The sequence below is a fragment of the Psychrobacter sp. CX97 genome (assembly GCF_057396285.1).
Genome location: NZ_JBXYJE010000009.1, coordinates 49,775 through 71,425 on the forward strand (window position 1 = coordinate 49,775; position 21,651 = coordinate 71,425).

The 21,651-nt window shown below is 38.6% G+C and carries 17 protein-coding genes; 8 read left to right on the plus strand and 9 right to left on the minus strand.

The genetic code is table 11. From position 1 onward, the window contains the following. Positions 1 to 108: 108 nt before the first annotated feature. Both AC2SLL_RS08590 and AC2SLL_RS08595 read right to left on the minus strand, forming a co-directional pair. On the minus strand, positions 109 to 1,077 hold the full coding sequence (locus AC2SLL_RS08590; RefSeq protein ID WP_486531280.1) for an alpha/beta fold hydrolase: 969 nt from the start codon (positions 1,075 to 1,077) through the stop codon (positions 109 to 111). 125 nt (positions 1,078 to 1,202) lie between these two features. Then, positions 1,203 to 1,367, minus strand: coding sequence for a rubredoxin (locus AC2SLL_RS08595; RefSeq protein ID WP_486531281.1), 165 nt, complete (start codon positions 1,365 to 1,367; stop codon positions 1,203 to 1,205). 172 nt (positions 1,368 to 1,539) lie between these two features. On the opposite strand from AC2SLL_RS08595, the gene AC2SLL_RS08600 reads away from it, so the two are divergent. Continuing rightward, positions 1,540 to 2,091 (plus strand): adenine phosphoribosyltransferase, encoded by a 552-nt coding sequence (locus AC2SLL_RS08600; RefSeq protein ID WP_486531282.1) that lies wholly within the window; start codon positions 1,540 to 1,542, stop codon positions 2,089 to 2,091. Between the two features lie 342 nt (positions 2,092 to 2,433). On the opposite strand, the gene AC2SLL_RS08605 is transcribed toward AC2SLL_RS08600, so the two are convergent. Next, positions 2,434 to 3,381: a transaldolase gene (locus AC2SLL_RS08605; RefSeq protein ID WP_486531283.1), complete on the minus strand. Its 948-nt coding sequence runs from the start codon at positions 3,379 to 3,381 to the stop codon at positions 2,434 to 2,436. A 535-nt stretch (positions 3,382 to 3,916) separates the two neighbouring features. Between AC2SLL_RS08605 and pheA the strand changes: the two genes are divergently transcribed. From pheA to AC2SLL_RS08635, 6 genes are all read left to right on the plus strand, one after another. After that, the gene (gene pheA / locus AC2SLL_RS08610; RefSeq protein ID WP_486531284.1) at positions 3,917 to 5,089 is read left to right on the plus strand and encodes a prephenate dehydratase; all 1,173 of its coding nucleotides are present in this window, start codon (positions 3,917 to 3,919) and stop codon (positions 5,087 to 5,089) included. Between the two features lie 198 nt (positions 5,090 to 5,287). Continuing rightward, positions 5,288 to 6,391, plus strand: coding sequence for a histidinol-phosphate transaminase (gene hisC / locus AC2SLL_RS08615; protein ID WP_486531285.1), 1,104 nt, complete (start codon positions 5,288 to 5,290; stop codon positions 6,389 to 6,391). A 299-nt stretch (positions 6,392 to 6,690) separates the two neighbouring features. After that, on the plus strand, positions 6,691 to 8,991 hold the full coding sequence (locus tag AC2SLL_RS08620; RefSeq protein WP_486531286.1) for a bifunctional prephenate dehydrogenase/3-phosphoshikimate 1-carboxyvinyltransferase: 2,301 nt from the start codon (positions 6,691 to 6,693) through the stop codon (positions 8,989 to 8,991). 152 nt (positions 8,992 to 9,143) lie between these two features. Continuing rightward, the gene (gene rarD, locus AC2SLL_RS08625; RefSeq protein ID WP_486531287.1) at positions 9,144 to 10,130 is read left to right on the plus strand and encodes an EamA family transporter RarD; all 987 of its coding nucleotides are present in this window, start codon (positions 9,144 to 9,146) and stop codon (positions 10,128 to 10,130) included. Positions 10,131 to 10,286: 156 nt separating this feature from the next. Continuing rightward, positions 10,287 to 10,649 (plus strand): dihydroneopterin aldolase, encoded by a 363-nt coding sequence (gene folB / locus AC2SLL_RS08630; protein ID WP_486531288.1) that lies wholly within the window; start codon positions 10,287 to 10,289, stop codon positions 10,647 to 10,649. A gap of 80 nt (positions 10,650 to 10,729) precedes the next feature. Beyond that, positions 10,730 to 11,362: a hypothetical protein gene (locus AC2SLL_RS08635; RefSeq protein ID WP_486531289.1), complete on the plus strand. Its 633-nt coding sequence runs from the start codon at positions 10,730 to 10,732 to the stop codon at positions 11,360 to 11,362. Between the two features lie 236 nt (positions 11,363 to 11,598). Here AC2SLL_RS08635 and cysE read toward each other — a convergent pair whose 3' ends face one another. The 4 genes from cysE to dnaE form a co-directional block, all read right to left on the minus strand. Beyond that, a complete protein-coding gene (gene cysE, locus AC2SLL_RS08640; protein ID WP_486531290.1) occupies positions 11,599 to 12,513 on the minus strand; it encodes a serine O-acetyltransferase in 915 nt (304 codons plus the stop codon). Positions 12,514 to 12,673: 160 nt separating this feature from the next. Continuing rightward, positions 12,674 to 13,606, minus strand: coding sequence for an RNA methyltransferase (locus AC2SLL_RS08645; protein WP_486531291.1), 933 nt, complete (start codon positions 13,604 to 13,606; stop codon positions 12,674 to 12,676). Between the two features lie 42 nt (positions 13,607 to 13,648). Beyond that, the gene (locus tag AC2SLL_RS08650) at positions 13,649 to 14,008 is read right to left on the minus strand and encodes an Hpt domain-containing protein (RefSeq protein WP_486531292.1); all 360 of its coding nucleotides are present in this window, start codon (positions 14,006 to 14,008) and stop codon (positions 13,649 to 13,651) included. A 44-nt stretch (positions 14,009 to 14,052) separates the two neighbouring features. Continuing rightward, positions 14,053 to 17,679: a DNA polymerase III subunit alpha gene (gene dnaE / locus AC2SLL_RS08655; RefSeq protein WP_486531293.1), complete on the minus strand. Its 3,627-nt coding sequence runs from the start codon at positions 17,677 to 17,679 to the stop codon at positions 14,053 to 14,055. A gap of 725 nt (positions 17,680 to 18,404) precedes the next feature. Here dnaE and AC2SLL_RS08660 point away from each other — a divergent pair. Further along, a complete protein-coding gene (locus AC2SLL_RS08660; protein ID WP_486531294.1) occupies positions 18,405 to 18,647 on the plus strand; it encodes a virulence RhuM family protein in 243 nt (80 codons plus the stop codon). 35 nt (positions 18,648 to 18,682) lie between these two features. Here AC2SLL_RS08660 and AC2SLL_RS08665 read toward each other — a convergent pair whose 3' ends face one another. Continuing rightward, positions 18,683 to 19,669, minus strand: a complete 987-nt coding sequence (locus AC2SLL_RS08665; RefSeq protein WP_486531295.1) for an AraC family transcriptional regulator — start codon at positions 19,667 to 19,669, stop codon at positions 18,683 to 18,685. 523 nt (positions 19,670 to 20,192) lie between these two features. After that, positions 20,193 to 21,557, minus strand: a complete 1,365-nt coding sequence (locus tag AC2SLL_RS08670) for an MFS transporter (RefSeq protein ID WP_486531345.1) — start codon at positions 21,555 to 21,557, stop codon at positions 20,193 to 20,195. Positions 21,558 to 21,651 lie beyond the last annotated feature (94 nt).

The following is a 21,651-nucleotide window of genomic DNA, read 5'->3' on the forward strand; positions in this document are numbered from 1 at the left end:
AATTATAATGTCATTTTAATGAACCACAGTGGATTGGCATTATTAAATTACTATTAAAAATGGTTATTCATGGTCGTCGTTTGAAGGTAGATAGTTAAAAGTAGAGGGTTATATATCTAACATGTGCTTTTTTAATTGGCTAACGATAAACGGCTGGAAGTAATCGGGAAGATCATGTCCCATTCCATGGATGCGCTTAAAAGTAGCGTTAGGGATGCTCTTAACAAGCTCTAAACCGTGTGACATTGGTACTAGTCCATCATGAGTACCATGCAAAATAAGTGTTGGCGCTTTGATCTCTTTAGAATACTTTTTTATGGAGCCAGTCGTTAGAATGGCATTAAGCTGCTGCACTGGACCAGTAGGATAAAAACAACGATGGTATCTTAGTCTTGATATTTGACCTACGACCTGTTCATCAATATGTCCTTGAGAGCCAACCATATTTATAAACCATTTGCCATGTTGCACAATATCTTCTTCACTATGGCTAGTAGGTCGCTTAATTAAGGTATAGAGTTGTTTTGGCTTGGGTGGGGGTAGAAAAGCACGGTTATTGGTAGAAAAAATAAGCGCCAGACGGTTGACAAGGTGTGGGTATTTAGCGGCTAACAGCTGGGCTATGATACCGCCCATTGAGGCACCAAGAACATGAACTTGAGAAAACCCTAAAGATTGAATGAGGCTTGCTGTATCGTCGGCTAAATCGATAAGAGAATAGCTACTGGGGTATTTAGCGTTGTTTAATCCAAGTTGTAGTCTAAGCATAGCAGGCAAGAGGTTTACCCGCTCTCCAGTAGATGATTTAACTTTAGAGGAGAGTCCAATATCTCGGTTATCAAAACGTATAACGTAAAAGCCGGCATTGATTAACCGTTTTATAAAGCTTTCAGGCCAAAATATAAGTTGTGATCCTAACCCCATAACTAAAAGTATTGGTGGACTTTTGGGGTTGCCGCCTACTTCTACACATAGTGTGATGTCATCTGATACTTGAATAAAAGCTTGTTGCATGAAATCAGTTATAGGGGAGGGTACCCAATGATGAATATGAAGCGGAGGGAACAACTGACCCATAGTTTATTGCCCTAAGTGATAGTTTTAATATTGATCAATAACTTCAATAACCTTTTTTAAAACCATGCGTTAAGTAACTGATTAAATAGACAATGGCACGCTCTCATTGACAGTAGTTTAGCCTATTAAATTTCCATCATTTCAAAATCAATTTTACCCACACCGCATTCTGGACAAGTCCAGTCTTCTGGAATATCCTCCCATTTTGTACCGGGTGCGATACCTTCTTCAGGACATCCTAGCTCTTCGTCATATATCCAACCACAAACGATACATTCCCATTTTTTCATCAAACAGCTCCAAGATACATAAATCAAAAAATAGTGGTTGGATTATAACAAAAATGCGTTCCACCATGTATTCAATTTATTGGGATTAAAATCATTACAATGACTTAATAATGCCTAGTTATGATAAAATTTAAATCATCAGTAAATTTAAATCATTTATTTAGGCCACTTTATGACCAACTTGCTAAATACGACAGAACCTAATACATCTGAAGCAACACAGCACGAATTCTGGAATATTATTCGTACTGTTCATGATTTTCCGAAATCGGGTATAGATTTTTATGATATTACGCCACTATTGCGCCATCATGTCAATGCTGTCATTGACGAGATGCTAGCGGTTTTGCCTGAAGGTTTATTAGATGAGGTAGATTGCATGGTTGCCATTGAAGCTCGTGGATTTATTTTTGCAGGATTATTGGCAGGTCGATTGGGTAAAGGAATGTATTTATTGCGCAAACCCGGTAAGCTACCGCCTCCAGTCGCCAATAAGTCTTATGCTTTAGAATATGGTACTGATACCTTAGAAATACAAGATGGTTTACAGAAATCAAAAGTGTTGTTAGTGGATGATATATTGGCAACGGGTGGTACGTTGAACACGGCTTATCAGTTATGTGTTGATGCCGGACATGATGTTGCTGGTGTGTTGGTGTTGCTTGACTTAGTAGATTTACATAGTGAGTTTCCTGTACCTGTTTATTCAGTATTAGAAGGTTAGGGTAGGCCTAGTATGAGTGCTTCTTTAGACTATGAGGATTAAAGAGAGATAAATTTTAGTTAAGCAGCAATCGTTATTATGCAAATAATGATATATAGAAAGATATATAGAGTATAAATTGGCTTCACGTTGGCGATAATTGAGATATTTTAAACCATAAAATTTAAACTACTATAAAAGCCCCCACACCTTCACTTATCATATGTCATGTGCATTAAGTATGAATTAAGAAAGCTCTATATGTATTCATATAGAGCTTTCACTTATTTTACAACCAAAGGATGATAACGATACCAAACATATTATTATTTATGCTAAAGCAACTTAAAAACAGAGTAAGGGTTATTTGCTAAGCTTTAGCAGTGCTGCTGTCAATTCGTCTCTTGCATTAATAAAACCTTCAATGCCTTTAGGCAATAGCGTCTGAGTAATGCTATCTCGCTCATAGGCGGCACTAAATGTATCAGCGTCTAAGCTGACTTTTTGCATGGTCTCACTACTCATATCTGTGGAGAGTTGCTGCTCAACTTGTATGTCCAGTGCGGCTAACTCATCTAATAGATTAGGGGCAATGGTTAATAAGTCACACCCTGCTAACGCTAATATTTGATCGATACTTCTGAAACTTGCCCCCATAACTTGGGTGTTATAACCGTGTTGTTTGTAGTATTGATAAACACGTTTGACTGATTGCACACCCATATCATCGCTTGGTGGAATATTTTGACGGTTTTGCTCTCGCTTTTGCCAATCTAAAATACGTCCAACGAAAGGTGAAATTAGCGTTACGCCAGCATCAGCACAAGCTACTGCTTGGTGCTGACCAAAAATCAAGGTTAAGTTGCAATGGATACCTTCTTTTTCGAGTTGCTCAGCGGCTTTGATACCTTGCCAAGTCGCAGCAACTTTAATCAAAATACGCTCTTTATCGACACCTGCTCGATTATACGCTTCCATAAATTCATGGGCCTTTGCAATGGTAGCTTCAGTATCATATGAAAGACGCGCATCAACTTCAGTTGAGACACGACCTTCTATAAGATTTAATATGTCGCAGCCCACCTGTATAGTTAAGTTGTCAATGACATCATCAATCATACTGTCGCCACGGTTAGAAAAGCGGTTTAGCGTATCAGATAACATGGCCTGTTTGTCAGGATGAGTCAATGCCTTAGTGATTAAACTCGGGTTGGTAGTAGCATCGACAGGCTTTAAGCGTTGGATGGCCGAAAGGTCGCCTGTATCGGCAACAATGGTTGTCATGGTTTTTAATTGTGATAAGGCGCTCATTATAAATTCCTATTAGGTTATAATCGATTATAATCTTTTCAATAAACAAAACCGCACTTCAATAAACAATATCACTGTGTCCAACTTTGTGAATAGTTATTTGTAGAGTTTTAAGCGTGCTAAATTAGTAAGTGGTTTTGGCTTTAGTGCTTATTACTTAGCATTTTACTCAGCATGGAAAAACAGATGCTAAAAAATTGCTACTATACAAAGGTGGTCATGTTATTGAAAGTACTAAATACTGATAACCATACATATGGTCATAAATATAATCTTAATTTTATTAAAACGTAACTAAAAAAGGATGACTTTTTTTAAATATTGTCAGTTTATATTTTTTGTGAAATACCTTGCTACCAAAACAGGCCATAAGTTTGGTATAGTTTAAATAAATGAGTGTAAAATAATATAAGATTTATTTAGTCACTTTAAAAACGGTCTCTTTCTTTAAAAATAATCGCCTTAAACTTAAAGATAGGCAGTTTTAAAGCAGTCACTTTTAAAAATTATCATAACATGACCCATAGGCTTTTTTATGACCTCACAATCAAAAAACGATACTGATAATAGTATAAATAACCACGTAAATAGTAGTGATTCGGCTCTAACGCAATCCTTATCTGAGCTTCGAGATCAAATTGATAGTGTCGATGGTAGTATCCTTGAGCTTATTAGTCAACGCGCTAAAATAGCTCAAAGCGTTGCGGCGTTCAAAAAAGAAAATGCTAACGAGGCGGAAGCAGATCCTATTTTTTATCGGCCTGAGCGAGAAGCTCAAGTGTTGAAAAATATTATGCGCCGCAATCAAGAATCAGATAGCCCCATTAGCGATGAAAAAATGGCACGTCTGTTTCGTGAAATTATGTCAGTATGTTTAGACTTGGAGGCACCTCAGAAGATAGCATTTTTAGGTCCTGTTGGTACATTCACTCATGCAGCCGCACTCAAACATTTTGGTAAGGCTTCTACAACAGTACCTTTAACCACGATTACCGATGTCTTCCGTGAGGTTGAGTCAGGCTCAGCAGCATATGGTGTTGTTCCGGTTGAAAACTCTTCTGAAGGGGTAGTTAATCATACACTTGATGGGTTTCTGGCATCATCGTTAAAGATAATCGGTGAAGTGGAATTGCCTATTCATCAAAACTTTTTGGTTGCTGAACACACTAAAGTTGACAGCCTAAGTCGTATTTATTCACATCAACAGTCTTTGGCTCAATGTCGGCATTGGTTAGATGTTAACTACCCCAATGTAGAGCGTGTACAGGTTTCAAGTAATGGTGAAGCGGCAAGACGTTTAAAAAACGAATGGCACTCTGCCGCTATCGCAGGTGACGTTGCTGTTGCTGAATATAATTTGCATAAACTTCATGAAAATATTGAAGATAACCCAGGCAATACCACCCGCTTCTTAATTATTGGTCATGAAGATATTGCCCCCTCTGGCGCTGATAAGACCTCCATTGTCGTTTCAGCCCATGATAAAGCGGGTGCTTTGATCGAGATTTTACAGCCATTATCCAAACACGGTGTGTCAATGACCAGTATTGAGACTCGTCCAGAGCGTCCAAACAAATGGGCTTATGTCTTCTTTATAGATATGGAAGGTCATATTGATGACGACAATGTAAAAGCGGCGATTGAAGAAATTAAACCAATCGTTAAAGAAGTGCGTGTACTTGGGTCTTATCCTAAAGCCGTTATTTAAAGTTAGTGACTCTTTGATCATGACTTATTCAGTAAAGTGGATGATAACGTGAGGATTAGTCTTGGTATTTGGTCTTGGTGTTTGGTTAAGGTAATCTGCTAACTAATGATTTATGGGTAAGGTCATGCTAAACACCCTATATATTCAATATTTTCAAAATAAAAATAGCCCTTAATCTTCAATATTTTAGGTAGAACTATGAGTAATAAAACGTTTGCCACACCCGCTTACGACAGTATACTAGATCTTAAGGCATACCAAACAGGTAAGCCCATAGAGGAGTTGACCCGTGAATACGGGGTAAGTGATGTTTTAAAGTTGGCCAGCAATGAAAATCCTCTTGGATGTTCGCCTTATGTTACTTTAGCGATTACTCAGCAATTAGGTCAGCTGGCTCGTTATCCCGATGGTAATGCTTATTACTTAAAGCAGGCCATTGCTGATTACACTGATACCAATATTGATCAAATTACTTTAGGCAATGGTTCAAATGATTTATTAGATATCATTGCCCGTACTTTTGTTGCTAATGATGATGCCATTATCTATAGCGAATATGCGTTTATCGTTTATTCAATGGTAACTAAAATGTTAGGCGCAACTGGCATAGAAGTACCTGCCAAGAGATATGGGCATGATTTAGATGCTATGCTTGAGGCTATACAAAATACTGAAAATGCACGGTTAGTGTTTATAGCAAATCCTAATAATCCTACAGGTACACTACTAACTGGCGAGCAGATTCGTAAATTTGTAAAACAAATACCCAGTCATATTTTAGTGGTTCTTGATGAAGCTTATATTGAGTATACGCCAGAGAGTAATAATCGTGCACTTATCGATGAGTTTGACAATGTTATTATTGTTCGTACCTTTTCAAAGGCATATGGTCTGGCTGGTTTGCGAGTAGGTTATGCCTTGAGTCATCCTGAAATAGCGGATATGTTGAACCGGATTCGCCAACCCTTCAATGTGAGTCTAGTGGCGCAATCTGCTGCCATTGCTGCACTTGGTGATCAAGACTTTATTGCCAAGGTATGGAAAATCAATGATGGTCAGATGCGCTGGATATGCAAACAGTTTGATGGGTTGGGGTTAGAATATATTAAATCGCATGCCAATTTTGTGATGGTCAATGTTGGCGATGCAAAAGGTATTTATCAGGCATTACTAGAACAAGGTGTTATTGTGCGAATGTTAGCTGGATATGGTCTTGATAGTTGGCTACGCATTACGGTTGGCACTCCAGAGGATAATACACGTTTGATTGATACCCTACGCGATACCCTTGAGTCTTATTAGATACATATCTTTTAATCTTAATATCTTGGATATTTGTAGGTCATTAAGGAGCTATATTGTGGCTCTATTTTTTAGCTTATTTCAGTTTGGTATTAACAGTTTGGTATGAATACCGCCCGTTGTTTAATATGGTGGTTAAACACAGTCATAGTAAATCATCGAGCTTAGTGAATAGTAATAGGCGTCATTAATAAAAGATACCTCACTATTAAGTTAAGCCCATTGTTTGTCGTAGCATTATCAGTTGTTATTAGCTACTGTTATAAAACAGTGTTGTTACCATGTAAGGTTTAGAGTGTATGTTGTTTGAGCAAGTTTGTATTATTGGTCTAGGACTTATCGGTGCCAGTCTTGCACAAGCCATAAGAGACCGGGAACTATCAAAACGTATTGTCGCAGTTGATAAACATGCACCAAGTATTGAAGCTGCCATTGCCGAATCGGTCATAGATGAAGGGGGTGCTTTTTTAGAACACGTTGCTAGTGGCTCTGATTGTGTGATTATTGCTGTACCTGTCAAAGCAGTACCTCAGGTTTTGTCAGACATACAGTGCGCTATTGATCAAGGCATATTAAATCAGGATTGTATTATTAGTGATGTCAGCAGCACCAAGCAAAATGTAGTGGATGCCGCTAAATCGATATTTACCAACCTACCTTCGGGGCTAGTACCTGCACACCCAATTGCAGGGGCGGAGCTGTCTGGCTTTCATGCCCGTCAAGGCAACCTATTTGTTAACCATAGTGTTATCGTGTGTGAGCTTGAAACGACTTCACAGTATGCGATTGATAGTATTATAAACCTATGGGAATCTGTTGGTGCAACGGTAATGAAAATGGATCTTGCACACCATGATGCAATTCTTGCTTATACGAGTCATTTACCTCATCTATTGGCTTATAACTTAGTTGACCAGTTGGCCAGTCATGATGATAATATGGATATTTTTCGTTATGCTGCAGGTGGGTTCCGAGATTTTACCCGCATTGCTGCAAGCGACCCTGTAATGTGGCACGATATCTTTTTTGCTAATAAGCACGCCTTAGTTAATGCGCTTGATGAGTACAGCGAGTATCTGGCTAAGCTACGTCATCTCATAGACAATGAAGAATCGACTGAGCTTTTAGGTCTACTTGGAAGAGCGCAATCTGCGCGAAAACACTTTGGTCATATGCTTACCAGCACCCCATATACAACAACTTTGTCGGAACCTTCGACTACGGATAAATCTATGTCTAATCATAAATCAACTTCCAGTGCTTACATTATTACACCAAGTGTTCAAGTCAAAGGGATAATATCAGTTCCTGGCGATAAGTCGATATCGCACCGGAGTATTATGCTAGGCAGTTTAGCAGAAGGCATCACTAAGGTTACTGGATTTTTGGAAGGAGAGGATGCGTTAGCCACTCTACAGGCATTTAGAGACATGGGGGTAACGATAGAAGGGCCAGAAAATGGTCAAGTCATCATTCATGGTGTCGGTATTAATGGTTTAAGACCAAGCCGTACACCGCTATATATGGGTAACTCAGGCACCAGTATGCGGTTGTTATCTGGCATTTTAGCGGCCCAAACCTTTGATAGCGTTATGACAGGTGATGCTAGCCTATCTAAGCGTCCTATGGAGCGTGTCGCTAAACCTTTACGCCAAATGGGAGCTATGTTGCAGACAACAGGCGAGAAGGGTACAGCACCAATAAGTATTACTGGCAGTGATAAGCGAGGGTCAAAGCTCCACGGTGTTACTTATGATATGCCTGTGGCATCTGCTCAGGTCAAATCTTGTCTTTTGTTAGCGGGTCTATGGGCGGAGGGTAAAACGACGATTAAGCAACCCGAAATTACCCGAGATCATACCGAGCGTATGTTAAGCGCATTTGGTTATGCGGTAGAAGTTGATGGCAATACCATTAGCCTTAATGGTGGGGGTAAACTAACCGCTTGCGATATTGCAGTACCAGCAGATATTTCATCAGCCGCATTTTTTATGGTGGCTGGCAGTATTGCTAAGGACAGTGAATTAACTATTACTCAAGTTGGCATGAACCCAACCCGTACTGGGATTATTGATATTTTAAAACTAATGGGGGCTAATATTACCTTAACTAATGAAAGTTTTGTTGGCGGCGAGCCTGTGGCAGATATAACCGTTAAATCGGCTCAGCTAAGAGGCATTCATATTCCCGAAGCGCTTGTACCACTGGCTATCGATGAATTTCCTGTGTTATTTATTGCCGCCAGCTGTGCGTCTGGTCAAACCATCCTTACAGGTGCCAAAGAACTTAGAGTAAAAGAGTCAGATCGTATTATGGTAATGGCAGAAGGGCTTGTTAAATTAGGTGTTGATTGTACGGTAACTGAAGATGGCATTATCATTGAAGGAAAAGGCACAGCTGGCGAGCATGATGCAATATTTGGTGGTGGCGAAATTTACTCCTATCATGATCACCGCATTGCTATGAGCTTTGCTGTAGCTAGTATAAGAGCGAGTGATACTATTACCATACAGGGGACTGAAACTGTCAATACTAGCTTTCCACAATTTGCAGAATTATCAAATAAAATAGGCATGAATATCGCTATAAGAAGTTTATAAGGTCGTTTGTATAGTTAAGATTAGTTTCTTTATTGCTTATACAGGATACTGACCTTGATAGCCACCCCTTGCTTGGGTGGCTTTACTGTTTTGAGTTAACTCTAATATATAGGTTTTTGAAGCACTAACATTATATGGCTAGGAATATCACTATGTCACTAACAAAACCTACTAATCAAACAGCAAATTTACCAAAGACGCCCATCATTCAAACAACCAGTAAAGGCATCGTGACTGCACTTGCCGCGTTTTTAATTTGGGGATGTTTTCCTTTTTATTTTAAGCAGTTGGGTAATTATAATGCCATAGAGATTATCGGACACCGCATAGTTTGGACATTTTGTTGTTTACTCATTGTCCTCATTGTTAATAAACGATGGAGCTGGGTAAGTGTGCTCAAAGCCAATCCACGTCTAATAGGTATTACTTTTATTTCTGGATTCATTATCACAGCTAACTGGTTGGTATATGTTTGGGCAGTAAATGCAAACCAAATTTTGGAGGCAAGTTTAGGCTACTTTATTAGCCCTTTACTGGGGATATTGCTATCCTTAGTTTTTCTTAAAGAGCGCTTGCGTCCATTGCAATTGGTGGCTGTTGCTCTAGCAGTGTCCTCAGTTATTATTCAAGTCATTATGCTCGGTAATCTACCTTGGATCTCTCTTGTTTTAGCAGCGTCATTCAGCGTATACGGTTTAATGCAGCGACGTACCCCATTGCAAGCTGTGGATGCCCTATTTATAGAGACAGCATTACTGGTGCCCATTTGTATCTGGTGGTTTATGACTGCTGAGGTCGCAAGCTCATCACTATCATTTTGGTTAAGCGATAAAATTTGGTTTTTAATGCTTGCAGGCCCTATAACCTTAATCCCTTTATTGCTTTTTAATAAATCGACAAAAATGGTAGCGTTTAGTATTTTAAGTTTCATGAACTACATAACGCCGACGCTAATCTTTTTATTGGCTGTATTTTATTATAATGAGCCCTTTGATAGTAAACGTCTTATGGTATTTGGCCTGATTTGGGTAGGTTTGGTTATATTTAGTATTGATTTATGGCAGAATCGTCCCAGCAAAGTATTAAAGAAATTGGCAGCAGAAAAGTTAGCAAATGATCAAACTAGCCTAAACCATTAAATAAGCCAGATTAAACTATCATTGACCTTAAAATAGCCATTAAAACATGTTTTTTTAAAAAGTGACTAATAAACAGTGACTAATTAGAAGAAGTTAAGCCAAAATACTTTCAATAACTTTCAATAATTTTCTAGATTTGAATAAGAAGTAGTCAGTATGAATAATACAGATACAATTAAAATAAGCGGTCTTAAAGTAGAGGCTATCATTGGCGTGTTTGAGTGGGAGCGAACCATAACCCAACCTTTATTGATAGATGTTGCAATACATACAAATACTGAAAAGGCTGCTCAATCAGATGACATTGATCATGCCATTAATTACAAAAGTGTCTGTGACGACATAACAAGATGGTGTATTGATGCCGAAGCTAAGCTTATCGAACGTTTGGCTGATATTATAGCCAGTAGGTTACTTACGCACTATGATACTTCGTTGGTTGAAGTAACTGTTGCTAAACCAACGGCAATCCCTGGAGCAGACTGTGTTTCCGTGAGCATTACCCGCCAAAAAACATAAATATGATAAAAATGATTATAAATAATAGTCATCCACTATAATTTGTCAGTCTCTATCTGTATTATTTGGAAGATATTTTGATGAGCTTAAATACAATACCCAACTTTCAAAATAGCCAAGGTAAAAGCATCCTAATAAGTAACAGAGATGAACTGGTAAGTAATGCTAGTGATTTGATAAACACTGTCCCTGATGATATCTGTCATATATTTGTAGGTATTAAATCACTCATTGAAATTGATTCTATACCTATCGAGGGCATGATAGTGGCATTGGGTAGTAATAGTAAAAATGCGTCACTGAGTTTGAGAGTTGCCAGAGAAGAACTAGAGAATGTTTACCAGCAAGCAGTCTGGTCATCTGAATTTATGAACCCTGATTATACCGCCACTATTGATAATCCTAGACCTGACTATACCAATCAGTGTGGTTATTTGGTATTTTCAGAGAATAATTCCACAAAGTTTATTACTGATGTCACACAGCAGTGTAAGTTGATAGAATCCATAGTCAAAACTGAAGCTGGAAACAAAGCGACATCCATACACACAGATGGTTTGGATAAGCCTCAATATAAAATAATTCCAATTGATATCGATGTTTTAGCCGTTAAGACAAGTCTGGGTTTGATTGCTATAAAGAAACGCTATCCATTTAAAAAACATGAATGGATAGGTATTGAGGAGTTGCTACAAAAAGGAGCGTTGAAATAACTCTCTTATAAACAAAATAATTATCTAATCAAACAGTCTGTGTGCTAAATACTACTCACCACTAAAGTGTTTTAGAACCTGTATTTATACACTAAAGTTAGGACGTTTTTTGAATAAAATAAGTCAATACGAGGCAAAATTGGTTGAAGAGTCATTTTATTTAATCCTAATTGCAACGAAGTAGTGATTTACTTTAAGCAAGAATAGCCAATGATAGGTATTGTGAATACAGGTTCTTACTTATTGATTGCTTCAATGTCATCTACAGAAAGCTGCTTAGATTTTTTGGGTATAAAAGTAGGATCTAGTTTTCTGATAGCTTTTTGTAGCTCTTCAATTCGGCATTCGGACTGCTGTAAATGCTCTAGAATTTTATTCAACGCTTCAGCCACTGGATCTTCAGAATTTTGGTTTAATCCGTAAGCACTAAAATCCAAGTCATCAACATTTAGACGTTTTTTGTCACAATCATCCAAACTTAGTGCCGTATTTTTTTCATTGGTGCTGTTTTTTGGTTGAGATTTGACAGTGGTTTGGACATTATTTGTCTGTTCAATATGCGTATCTTTATTATCTGTTTCCTTGAACTTAACAGTATCAGAAGAATCAGATTTTTTGTTAATCATACGCGCCACATCGCCAACCATTGTTGCTCCTTCGGGTACAGACTTTACCACAACTGCGTTAGACCCAATTTTTGCATTTTTACCGACGGTAAAAGGCCCAAGCACTTTTGCACCAGCACCAACCACGACACCGTCTTCAAGAGTAGGGTGGCGCTTACCTTTATTCCACGATACGCCCCCAAGCGTTACGCCATGATACAGGGTAACATCATCGCCAATTTCAGCGGTTTCACCGATAACAACCCCCATGCCGTGATCAATGAAAAAGCGTCGACCAATTTTCGCAGCGGGATGAATCTCAATACCGGTTACCATTCGGGTGCAATAAGATAAGGCTAATGCGGACAAACGTTTGTTGCGATTCCAAAGATGGTGCGAGCCTCGATGCATAATGATGGCATGAATACCAGGATAAGTGCATAAGACTTCAATGCTGTTTCGGGCTGCAGGGTCTCGATCAAATACTGAGTCAATGTCTTCTTTTAAAGCAGCTTTTGCTTGACGTAAGGCTTGAATTAGTTTCATGGTCGTATCTTAATAAAATTTGAGGTTTGAAAGGTATATCTTACATGATTAGTTGGCTATTGCGCTTGATTTTTGAGACTCGTTCCTGAGATTGATAAAAGGTTCAGATGTTTATCTTAGAATGAGAGTGGGCTGGATTCAACCAATATTCGCTCGAAAGTTAGAGCTTTAAGTTTATCTTAGCGATGATAGCATTTAAAAGCTCATACTCTTTTTGATCTAGTTGTAAACGTGAAACAAGCCGTGATAATCGATAGGGCAGGTCATTTAACTTATCATGGTGAGTGCTATCCACAAGATCTAACTGATGCATGAGATTGATAATTCTAGACTGCAAGCTCATTTTTTGGTCGTGGTTAATAGCGGGTACATCCCAATTTTGACGAATAATGACATCAATAGTGGGTAATTTTGCGCTGTTAATGGCATCATATTCGGAATTATCATGGTCGGCTTGATTGAATTGATCTATTTGATTGAGGGGTAGGGGTAAAAGATGAGTGATATCATCGCTAAATTCATTGTGAGTTGGATGCAAGTCAGTCATAAAAGCGCTATATATAAAGCTGGATATAACCTGAACGGCTGAAGCAACATTTAGGACAGGATAATCAGGATTGGCATCAATTTGAATATGATAATCCGCTAATGCTAGCTCATCATTAGTCAGGCCTCTATCTTCTCTACCAAATAAAATTGCAAAGCTTGCATCCGCTATAGAATGATTTAGTATTATTTGAGCGGCTTGAGATGGGTTTATAACCGGTTTAGGGATGTGACGTTGTCGGCTACTGGAAGCAAATACAATATGAGAGTTGCTGATGGCTTCATCAATTGTGTTTACAACCTGACAGTTTTCCAAAACTTTTTGTGCGCCCGCAGCATGTGAGATGCTGGAGTCGTCAATAGGGCGTTTCGGGTCAACCACGGTTAGATCCGTTAAACCCATCGTATACATGGCTCTAGCTGCAGAACCAATATTAGCAGGTAAGGTGGTATTGACTAATACAATTTTTATTCTATTTAAAGTGTCAATTTTAGTCTGGTTTTTTAAGGAAAATTTAGGGTGTGGTTTTTTTGAAGGCGCAGTCATAAATTAACAGCTATAAATAATAGGTTCAGCGTTAGTCTAAGGTTAGTTTAACCTATTTTCAATCTCTATATTTGTTGTAATAATTTCTTGTTGAATAAGAGAGACAAGTTCTGCTGCTTCATGAATCTCATTTCTACGACAAGTATCTTGCATGATGCTACATAAAATCGTTAGCTTAGAGAAACCTAGGCTGGCGCTAGCGCCTTTGATTTTATGAGCTACCTCAAAACCTTCTCGATTGTTATTGTCAGCAAATGCATCGGCTAATCGCTCAATACACTTATAGCTAGACTGTATATAATCTTTAATTAAATCATCGAACTCCTCATCTAATAGCTCGCGCATCTCTTCAAATAAATCATCATCGATATGTGTTGTCGTATCTTGATAGGTAGCATCCATAAAAAACCTGGCTTAAATTATTAATTTTAGTTAGAGGCTTGATTTTATGCATAATGAAAATATAAATTATCGACTGGAACTAATTTGTGCAATTCCATGAGGTTGTCATCTGTTGGGTACAAGCGCCAATCATCATTTAGGGCAACATTTGCTATGGCGTATTCAGTAAACACATTGAGCCCAATCGGGATACAACCATCGTTAGGGTTCATAGATGAATTTTTATCAATTACTTTAGTATTTTGATCATCTATGTCGTAATAAGTGTTAGAGGCTTCTTGACTATTTAAATCTTCTATACCTCCATCGAGAATTTGAGCAGGTATTAAATGCTTTTGTGCTGGTTTTAGTAGAGGTTTTAAAGAATCAAGTAAAGTAGCGTCCTCACTGTCTATTTTAATACTTATTTTTTTAACCCAACGTTGTCGACATTCTATTAAAGTATATGCATGTTCTAACCTTGCAAAAATCCTGCCATCTTTGTCTCGGATACTACCTTTAATGACAATAACGTCATCTATTTTAAGCTTTTCTTTAATTCGGCTGAAACGCTCAGCATAACAACTGACTTCCATACGTGCAGTACCATCATCTAAGGTAATAACAATACGATTACCAAAGTTTGCAATATCCATAATAAGCCCAGCGAACAGGGTAGTACCGTTATATCCTGTGTCTTCAAGGCTATCTAAGCGATTGTTAGAGGTATAGACGGATACCTCTTTGCGATACTGGTCTATAGGGTGGCCTGTTAAGTAAAGACCTAAGGTGTCCTTTTCAGCTTTTAAACGGTGTTTGTCCCCCCAGATAAGGTCACTACCTGTCGGTAATGGTGGGGCAGTGGTTGCGCTATCTAATTCACTGAATAGATCAATGATGCCAAGCTCGGAGTTCTGCCGATCTTGCTCAGCAGCTTGCACAGCACTCGGCAGTTGTGACATTAATGCGCCGCGTATTTCGTAGTGGTGGTCACTATCAAGGTCGGGTCGTAAAGTGGTAGCAAAATCATCGAAGCAGCCAGATTTTATTAATGCTTCAAGGGTTCGCTTATTGACTTTTTTGGTGTCCACTCTACGGCAAAAGTCATATAAATCGGTAAACTTACCACCTGACTTGCGAGCGTCTACAATAGACTCAACCGCACCCTCACCAACCCCTTTAATGGCACCAAGTCCATAAATAATATTTGTGGGAGTATCTGATACAAAATGCCACTCACTACGGTTTACCGAAGGGTTGTCAACGGTTAGTTTAAAGTTTTCACGGCAATCATTAATAAAGAACACCACGTTATCCGTATTGTTCATATCTGATGTCAAAACCGCTGCCATAAATTCCGCAGGATAGTAGTGCTTTAAATAAGCGGTTTGATAGGCAAGTACACCATATGCAGCAGAATGAGATTTATTAAAACCATAGCCTGCAAATTTTTCCATCAAATCAAATACACCACCTGATATGACAGGATCAATACCTTGTTCGGTTGCACCTGTTACAAAAATATCACGCTGCTTGGCCATCTCTTCTGGTTTCTTCTTACCCATTGCACGGCGTAGCATATCCGCACCGCCTAGGCTGTACCCTGCCATGACTTGAGAGATTTGCATGACCTGTTCTTGATATACTATAACGCCGTTGGTATTGGCTAAAATAGGCTCAAGATTAGGGTGGTCATACACTACTTTTTCGCGGCCGTGCTTACGGTCAATGTACATCTCTACCATACCTGCATCTAGCGGACCAGGACGATAAAGCGCACACATGGCGATAACATCTTCTATATTGGTTGGTTTAAGCTTGGCCAGATACTTTTTCATCCCAGAGCTTTCTAACTGGAATACCGCAGTGGTTTTTGCATCTTGTAATAGCTTATAAGCACCCGCATCATCCAGTGGTAAATCATCCAGCTCAAGCGGAGGTTTTCCTTCACGTTGTCGGCGGAGATTAATATTTTTGACCGCAGCATTGATCACGGTTAAGTTACGTAGACCCAAAAAGTCGAATTTGACTAGCCCAACGGCCTCAACATCATCTTTATCAAATTGGCTAACTCGGTGGCCTTCTTCATCACAGTAAATAGCACTAAAATCGGTAATCTTATTGGGAGCAATAAGAACGCCACCGGCATGTTTACCCACATTACGGGTTATACCCTCAAGCTTTAACGCCATCTCCCAAATTTCATTAGCATCCTCGTAATCCATATTGTCTGGATTAGACAACAAGTCTTTAAGTTGCGGCTCTTCTGCTAAGGCATCTGATAGAGTAATCCCTGGTGTTTTTGGAATAAGTTTTGAGATTTTATCGGCCAAGCCATATGATTTACTTTGTACGCGCGCTACGTCACGTACGACTGCTTTTGCCGCCATCGTACCAAAAGTGATAATTTGGGAAACTGCTTCACGGCCATATTGACTGGCGACATAATCAATGACTCGGTCACGACCTTCAATACAAAAGTCGATATCAAAATCTGGCATTGACACACGTTCTGGGTTTAAAAAACGTTCAAATAGCAGGTCATAATGCAGAGGGTCCAAATCTGTAATATTAAGGGAATAGGCGACTAACGAGCCTGCACCAGACCCACGACCAGGACCTACAGGTACGCCATTGGCTTTTGCCCAACGGATAAAGTCCATCACGATAAGGAAATATCCAGGAAAGCCCATGGATATGATAATGCCTAGTTCGTGCTCTAGGCGTTCATCATAGGGTTTGCGGATCTCTGGCCAAGTGTCATCACGCTCATCATTGGGATACAGTTTGTCGAGACGCGCATTTAGACCACGTTGAGATTCTGAACGAAAAAATGACTCAATGGTTTCGCCTTCAGGTACGGGAAACTCAGGTAAGACGTTAATACCCAGCGTTAAAGTAACGTTACAACGTCTAGCCAATGACACGGTATTATCGATAACTTGAGGAATATCGTTGAACAGCTCAGTCATTTGCTGCTGAGTTTTAAGGTATTGCTCATTTGAGTAGTCGCGTGGTCGCGTAGGATCAGCAAGTACATAGGAGGAGGCGATGCAAACACGGGCTTCATGAGCATCATAATCCTCTTGATTTAAAAATCGAACATCGTTATGAGCTATTATCGGAATGCCATGTTGATACCCTGAGGAAATTGCTTGTTCAATAAATGTATCTTCATCTTTTCTGTTTGTGCGTTTGATAGCAAAGTATAATCGATCTAAAAATACACTTTGATAGTCTGCAATAAGCGCATTTGCCCGCTCGGGGTTGGCTCCTAAGAGTGCTTGACCAACGTCAGACTTTTCAGTTAATAAAATAATGACGCCGTCACTATTATCTATAAGATACTGTTTGTTAACGATAGGAACCCCTCTGTTTTCTGAGTTCATACGTCCTTCAGTAAAGCCAACTGATACAATACGGGTAATGCTTTTATAACCCTCATTATTCATCGCCAGCAGGGTTAATCGAGTGGATTCATTGTCCAAAATAATCTCTGCACCAATAATAGGCTTGATACCTGCGCCTAAGCAGGCACGATAAAATTTGACAGTGGCATACAGGTTTGATAAGTCAGTTAAAGCAAGCGCCATCTGTCCATCTGCTGAAGCTGCTTTTACTAGCGGTTTAATGCGAATGATTGAATCAGTGATTGAAAATTCACTGTGAAGACCAAGGTGAACAAATGCCATAAACGACCTAATAAACGGATATAGAAATGAAATTGAAGGGCTTAACGATTCTTCGTTGGAATAGAATAATGAATAATGTAGATTAAATATTTTAATATAACTCGAGCCAATTAGCAGCCCGCTAAATTTTAGAAAGCATTTAAATAAAGAACCTCTAAATTTAGAAGCCATATAAGTTTGCAAAGGTAGTGGGGGTTGTGTCTGATAAAAGTGAGTAATTAGCTAAACACAAGCTGAATAATAAGCCACGTTATAAGCTAAATAATAAGCCATATAATAAGCCATATAATAAGAAGGTTACTATAGCATTTTTAATAATATTGAGCCATAGCTAAGCGGAGTGTTGCACTCACATACTGGCACACGTTTTTTCAAAATAGTTTGAATCGCAACTAAAATAATAAGGAACAATGATGCATATCACGGCTAATTTTGATGCAGGCAATATCGAAGTATTAAGTTTAGACAACCAACAAGACATTCAATCAATTGGTGATTCGTCCCGACTTTTAAGGCCAGTTTTTTCAGTAGTTTAACTTTCGTCTGTCAGGGGATATTGTTTAGCAGTACGTGCTGAATATAATGAATACGGGCGAAGCGTCAAGGGTTGCTATACTTGCTGTGGTAGATGGACTGCATTAGTTGGACTCTAAAGATCATAGTCAATAAAGCATGGTAAATAAAGCATGGTAAATAAAAGGACAACAACCCGAAGGGTAGCAATAATGAAACATAATAATGTGAAAAACGATGTCAGCTCAAGCATAGAGATATATGACTTGGATAATGGGCAAGCTCATATCAAAGTGCAGTTTGAAGACGATAGTGTCTGGCTTAATCGCCAACAAATGGCAGAGCTGTTTGATAGAGATGTTAAAACAGTCGGTAAGCACATTAATAATGTGTTTAAAGAAGGCGAACTCAAGAAAGAAGCAATTGTCGCAAATTTTGCGACAGTTCACCACTAGATTAACCGCAGGAGTTAAAGTTAGATTATTATAAATTATAGAACTGCTTTGTTTTTAAGTGTATCACGGGGAGTTTCATCAAATCTTTTTTTATATTCCTGAGAAAAGCGCCCTAAGTGGTTAAATCCCCATTCGTGAGCCAATTTTGATATAGATAAGTTTCTATGCTGATGCGCTGTTAACACCTTGTTGATCTGGTCAAGTCGATGATTTTTCAAAAAAACCATGGGGCTGACACCATAATAACAATTAAATTCTTGATATAATTTGGATTTAGAGACACCCACTTGGCGACAAATATCTTCAATGCTAATCTTATCTTTTGAATATTGTAATATTAACCGCTTAACCTTAACTAAATACGCCGGCTCTTCAGTCAATAACTGTTGCTGAATCATATCAAAATAATTGTGATCTTGCGACAATAGTAAGCCTTTGATCATAAAGTCTTCATAGTCTTCAGTCCAAAAATGTAGGTTCGGATTACCAGTGATAATTTGCGATTTTACAAATAACTCAACATTTTGCCACCATAGCTTATTCAAACTATGATTATCAATCCGCATAATTGGCGAAAAAGTAACAGGCTCGCTAAGAGGTGCTGAGATTAGTGAGGATAAAACCTTAGAGAGTCTATGCTCAGGTATGACAAACTGAAGCTTCTGACAGTTTTCTTCGATAATTAAACTTTGCTCACTTGAATTAGAAACAATAATCGCATTATTTTTATCAGATTGATAAGTAATTCCATCATATGTCAAATATTGTTTGCCATAGAAAGGTAAACTGATACTGTACGATCTAAGTGTTGAAATATCGATACACACATCTGCCCCATATTGGATGGTGCCTATGCCAATACGATTATAGGGTAGAATAACCCCTTGATAACGAAAGTCTAATGAATGCTTTGCTTGGGTACTTAGCGAGTGATAGCCACAGATCTTGGACATAACATCATGGGCGTCATGGGCATATTGAGAAGTAAAATTTAACACTCCTTTGTCGATAGCTACTGACATAGCGGATTCCCTTCGGCCTATTTGTTAATTAATGCAACATCCTCGTATCTCTTACAATTATTATAGTCAAAGAAGTCTAAAATGGTTACAAGGCGACTGAGTACAAGTATTACTGGAGTAGGCTTAATGTGGTTAACGCCGTACCCATTTAGTAGTTCGCTGGCTATACGTTAAAAATATACACTACTTAGGTACTTAGTAGATAATAGCCACAGGTCATGAAAATAAAATCATGAGCTTAATGAGAAGTATAACTAAACCCCCCTTTTCGATAGCTATAGAAATAACGAATTCCCTTCGAACTTTTTTTCATTAATGCAAAATCATCATATTACTTTAATATATTTGTATTATAGCTTAATAAATACCATATTTGTATGTGCAAATTTTGTGTCAAGCTGTTAATCCAACACTCATTTTTTTATATAAAAAAAGCACCAAAAGTATACTTTTGGTGCTTTTTGAAGTTTTAATACTGTTTAAATTCATCACTACTATCAAGCATTAGTGATATCTTGCTTAATTAATGTTTTGATAGCGTCGCATCATTTACAGTTAACTTTGAGTGAGTAGTACGTGATTTAATGACTAGTGCAATAGCGGCAATCGAGACGGGTAGAGCAAGAATTAAAATCAATTTGCCTAAACCCCAGTTAAACGCTAGTAGTTGTGAGCCGAATAACGCACCACAGATAGCTCCGATACGCCCGATACCATGCATCCATGATACCCCTGAAGCGCGCCCTTGGACAGGGTAATTGAGAGCAGTTAATGTTGGTAATGATGACTGTGCACCTGCAATTGTACTGCCACATAAGAAGATAAAAAACCCTAATAAATAAATATTATTGGTAAAAAAACTCGTTAACACAAACAATATAACGGCAATAAAATAAGTAATCTTTATGGTGCTGACCGGACGAAAACTATCCATCAGATAGCCGATTATAATGGCACCAAATACACCGCCAAATGGGAAGATAGCAGCAAGGGTACTGTACTGTTGTGTGTTAAAACCCGCTTGATTGAGCATTATTGGCAACCAACTTGTTAGGAGATAAAACACCAACAAACTCATAAAACAACAAAGCCAAAGCATCATTGTGCCTAAGCGATAACTTGGTGATAGAATTAAACTTAATCCTGACTTTTCTTGCTGAACTGCTGAATTTTCTTGCTGAACCGTGGAATCAATAAATAACTCAGACTGATTGATTGCAGGATTGCCAGTAATTTTCAACATAAGTTTTTTAGCAGCATCTTGCTTAGCACGATTTAGCAAATACGGAATTGATTCTGGTAGCATGGCGATCAAAACAACTGTTAGTACAATCGGGAAAATGCCACAGTAAATAAACATAGGTGACCAACCCGAAACTGGGATAACTTTTGATGCTAATAAGCCGCCCACCGTAATGCCAAGCGGAAAGGCACAAATCACAAAATTTACCATTTTGGCGCGATTTCTTTTCGGCATATATTCTGCAACTAGTGTGGCTATATTTGGCATCGCAGCACCTAGCCCTAATCCAGTCAAGAAGCGATAGACAGTTAAATCATTTAGCCCTGTGCTAAATGCGCTTAAAAGGGTAAATATACCAAACCAAGCTGTACTGATATTAATTACCCAACGACGACCGAATTTGTCCGCCAAAACCCCTGAAACCAATGCGCCAATTGACATACCCACTAGGGCTGCACTCAATGCAGGCGCTAATTGAGCTTTACTGACACCCCACTCTTGGAGCAAAGATGGAGCCACGAAACCAATGACGCCCGCATCCAAACCATCAGCAAAAATAATCAAAACACCAGCGATAAAAACAAACCATTGTAATGCCGACATTTTGTTTTCATCGATATATTGTTGCACATCTAATCTTTCCATGACATCCTGCTTAATATAATCTTGTTGTGTTTCTTTAATTTTAGCCATCCTAGGCTGCTGTAAAATTTTTAGAAAATCGATAGTTGCACTTTGC

Coding starts and splice junctions, on each gene's coding strand:
- AC2SLL_RS08600 (WP_486531282.1), top strand. CDS start 1,540: ATGACCAACTTGCTAAATACGACAGAACCTAATACATCTGAAGCAACA.
- AC2SLL_RS08645 (WP_486531291.1), bottom strand. CDS start 13,606: ATGACTGCGCCTTCAAAAAAACCACACCCTAAATTTTCCTTAAAAAAC.
- AC2SLL_RS08595 (WP_486531281.1), bottom strand. CDS start 1,367: ATGAAAAAATGGGAATGTATCGTTTGTGGTTGGATATATGACGAAGAG.
- AC2SLL_RS08665 (WP_486531295.1), bottom strand. CDS start 19,669: ATGTCAGTAGCTATCGACAAAGGAGTGTTAAATTTTACTTCTCAATAT.
- AC2SLL_RS08660 (WP_486531294.1), top strand. CDS start 18,405: ATGAAACATAATAATGTGAAAAACGATGTCAGCTCAAGCATAGAGATA.
- pheA (WP_486531284.1), top strand. CDS start 3,917: ATGACCTCACAATCAAAAAACGATACTGATAATAGTATAAATAACCAC.
- AC2SLL_RS08620 (WP_486531286.1), top strand. CDS start 6,691: ATGTTGTTTGAGCAAGTTTGTATTATTGGTCTAGGACTTATCGGTGCC.
- AC2SLL_RS08605 (WP_486531283.1), bottom strand. CDS start 3,381: ATGAGCGCCTTATCACAATTAAAAACCATGACAACCATTGTTGCCGAT.
- AC2SLL_RS08650 (WP_486531292.1), bottom strand. CDS start 14,008: ATGGATGCTACCTATCAAGATACGACAACACATATCGATGATGATTTA.
- AC2SLL_RS08670 (WP_486531345.1), bottom strand. CDS start 21,557: ATGGAAAGATTAGATGTGCAACAATATATCGATGAAAACAAAATGTCG.
- rarD (WP_486531287.1), top strand. CDS start 9,144: ATGTCACTAACAAAACCTACTAATCAAACAGCAAATTTACCAAAGACG.
- AC2SLL_RS08635 (WP_486531289.1), top strand. CDS start 10,730: ATGAGCTTAAATACAATACCCAACTTTCAAAATAGCCAAGGTAAAAGC.
- AC2SLL_RS08590 (WP_486531280.1), bottom strand. CDS start 1,077: ATGGGTCAGTTGTTCCCTCCGCTTCATATTCATCATTGGGTACCCTCC.
- folB (WP_486531288.1), top strand. CDS start 10,287: ATGAATAATACAGATACAATTAAAATAAGCGGTCTTAAAGTAGAGGCT.
- hisC (WP_486531285.1), top strand. CDS start 5,288: ATGAGTAATAAAACGTTTGCCACACCCGCTTACGACAGTATACTAGAT.
- cysE (WP_486531290.1), bottom strand. CDS start 12,513: ATGAAACTAATTCAAGCCTTACGTCAAGCAAAAGCTGCTTTAAAAGAA.
- dnaE (WP_486531293.1), bottom strand. CDS start 17,679: ATGGCATTTGTTCACCTTGGTCTTCACAGTGAATTTTCAATCACTGAT.